We start from the raw sequence: 2,690 nt of genomic DNA, 5'->3' as shown, positions 1-2,690 counted from the left end.
TTCGTTCACTAAACATAAGCTTCCAATAAAAAACACGCTTGACCTGGAGGGTATCCGGGAGCAAGCGTGTTTTGCGTATTAGCGGTTCTTATTTGTGGTCAGCCAGATAAAGCGCGATGTTTGCGATTTCTTCATCGGTCAGTTGACCCTTGAATGCTGGCATCATGCCTTTACCATTCGATACGATCTTGTAGATCGCTTCGACATCCATATGTCCGCCAACCTGATCCAAAGCTGGTCCAGCGCCGCCCTGAAGCTGGTCGCCATGACAGCTTATGCAGCTAGCCTTCACCATGGCATCTGCTGCTGCCGCATCCATCGTTACTTCCGGCATAGACGGTTTCTCTTCATGAGCTACCTCTTCCTTGCCCGGGAGCGTAAACATCAGCGCAATAGCCAACGCACATGCGACGAAGAACAACCCGCTCATGATCCATTTTTGCATCGTCATATCGTCCCTTCTATGTATACTGCACTTTTGCACTTGTCTCCATTATAAACCAACATCCTTACACATCATAGCCAGTTGTGACAAAAAAAGCAACGAGCCAGGTATACGCTTCATAAAAAGTACACAAAATTGTGCTTTTTTTCATAGTGCTTATTTTATCGGTACGATTACTATTCCTCATTTGCTTGCGGCTCATACACCATGCAGTGGAATAACGCCATCCCATCAGGGGTTAGCCGCTCATAAGTATCGGTAATGCGGAAGCCTACATAACGATAAGTGCGAATCGCCCGCTCATTCCAGGTCAACACCTCAAGGTCAATTTCATGGTGAGGATGCCTTAATATGGTCTCAGCCACAATCGTCTGCATAAATCGTCTACCCATTCCGCGTCCGCACCAATCAGGCCGCATGCCGAGTCCCAGACGCGTAACGCCCACCACGGGGAAGAGCTGTGCGAAGCCCCAAAGCCGTTCATATTCATCGACGATGGATATATATTGCTGTTTACGAATATCAGGGTCACCGAATTCAATTTCAAGAGCCTTCATCTGCTCCCAGGGCAGAAATCCATAAATATCATATGGAGCGGGATAGACCCATGTGCAGATCTCAGACGCATGGTCTTCGTGCATGACTTGGGCGGATAAAGATGTAGGTTCCATGGTCAAGTGTCCCCTTACATGATTTAATGGGTGTCTGAGTCAATCCGATAAGAAAAACCCGCTTGAAATGAGGGGAATTCCTCTTCAAGCGGGCATTGTGTATGATTCAAGAAAAGGCTTAACAGCCTTAGGATGTTCCACTTACGGCTTCCTCATACTTGGCATCGTTCATGATCCGCTTGGAACCCACATAACGCTGAACATAATATTCCTCGGTTAGACGATTAATAACAACCCCACGGCTGGACGAGGAGTGAGCGAATTTATCATCGCCAATATAAATACCGACGTGGGAAATGCCGCGGCCTGATGTATTGAAGAATACGAGATCGCCTGGTCTTAGGTCCTTGCGTGACACGCTCGAGCCCATCTCAAATTGGGAGCCGGATTGATGGGGAAGCTTGAGCCCTAGTTGGGCGAATACATACATCGTGAAACCAGAGCAGTCGAACCCATTAGGGGTGGTACCGCCATAGCTATATCTCGTGCCAAGCAGTTGGTTGATTTCCTGTTCCATTGGGCTGTCGGCAAAGGCACTGCCCGCTCCCGTCGTAAACAGAAGTGCTGCACCTAGAACGGCGACGGTTAGTTTCTTCTTCAGCATAAGGACTCCCTTCCAATGTCTGAAATATGGCTCACGATCTATATAATAAAGCACTTACATTAATGACAAAGTTGTTACTGAGAATATTCTAGCAGACCATTAGCGAGATTGGCAATTACTTCTTTTTCTTCATTTCGCTAATTTTCATTAGCATCAGCTGTCGAGTTGTGGGACTAACCTTGCCCTATACAGGCAGATGCTGTTTGGAGAAGCGGGAGCAAGGGTAATAAAAATTAAGAAAGTGTAAGAAATATTTGGATTTAAACGGAAACCTTTTTGGCTTTCGATACGTTATAGAAGTATAGAGACAACAACAAGAAAAAAGCCTCAGGCTGAGATCGGCACAATCTCTAACCCAAGGCTTCTTGAATGAAATGTATAATGACAGAAATACGGTTGGATGATTTAGTTATAATTAGCTGCTACTGACTTGTACGTAGCTTGACTCATAACTCTCTTAGCGCCCACATAACGCTGCGCGTAGTAGCTTTGGCTCAGTGGACTGACAATCACACCGCGCGAAGATGAAGAATGAGCGAACTTTCCGTCCCCGACATATATACCCACATGAGATACACCACGACCGGAGGTATTGAAGAATACGAGGTCTCCTGCCTTCAAATTGCTCTTGGCGATAGCCGTACCTACTTTGTACTGAGCTGCAGACGTACGAGGAATGTTAAGGCCAAGCTTCTTGTAGATATAGCTGGTGAAGCCGGAGCAGTCAAATCCGTTCGTTGTGGTACCACCTGTTTTATAAGAGACACCGATCGTTGGTTTAATGGTTGAATTTAATTTGGAATCCGCAAAAGCGCTTCCGGTCCCTATTGTGAGTGCGAGGGCAAGGCCGAGAGAAACGGCCGCTAATTTCTTTTTCAAAACAAAAGCTCCTTCCAATGCCTGCGAGGTTAGCTTAAGGGTTCGGTGGAAGGTCACCTATGATCCCTCTCTTGCGAGATCAATTCACCCA

General features: G+C 46.5%; 4 protein-coding genes and 1 riboswitch. All 4 genes read right to left on the bottom strand.

Going from position 1 to position 2,690, the window contains the following annotated elements; genetic code table 11:
- Positions 1-88: 88 nt before the first annotated feature.
- Entirely contained in the window at positions 89-445 is a 357-nt protein-coding gene (locus ACFRAK_RS27550; protein ID WP_394572967.1) for a c-type cytochrome, read from the bottom strand.
- Positions 446-621: 176 nt separating this feature from the next.
- The gene (locus tag ACFRAK_RS27545) at positions 622-1,116 is read right to left on the bottom strand and encodes a GNAT family N-acetyltransferase (protein WP_394572965.1); all 495 of its coding nucleotides are present in this window, start codon (positions 1,114-1,116) and stop codon (positions 622-624) included.
- Positions 1,117-1,243: 127 nt separating this feature from the next.
- Positions 1,244-1,717: a C40 family peptidase gene (locus ACFRAK_RS27540; RefSeq protein WP_394572966.1), complete on the bottom strand. Its 474-nt coding sequence runs from the start codon at positions 1,715-1,717 to the stop codon at positions 1,244-1,246.
- A 408-nt stretch (positions 1,718-2,125) separates the two neighbouring features.
- On the bottom strand, positions 2,126-2,599 hold the full coding sequence (locus ACFRAK_RS27535; protein ID WP_394572964.1) for a C40 family peptidase: 474 nt from the start codon (positions 2,597-2,599) through the stop codon (positions 2,126-2,128).
- A gap of 3 nt (positions 2,600-2,602) precedes the next feature.
- Positions 2,603-2,690: riboswitch (cyclic di-AMP (ydaO/yuaA leader) on the bottom strand. This riboswitch is flagged as partial in the annotation.

This window comes from Peribacillus sp. NPDC056705 (assembly GCF_043656335.1).
Note: the sequence above shows the minus strand (reverse complement) of the source record. Positions and strands in the feature narration are given on the sequence as shown.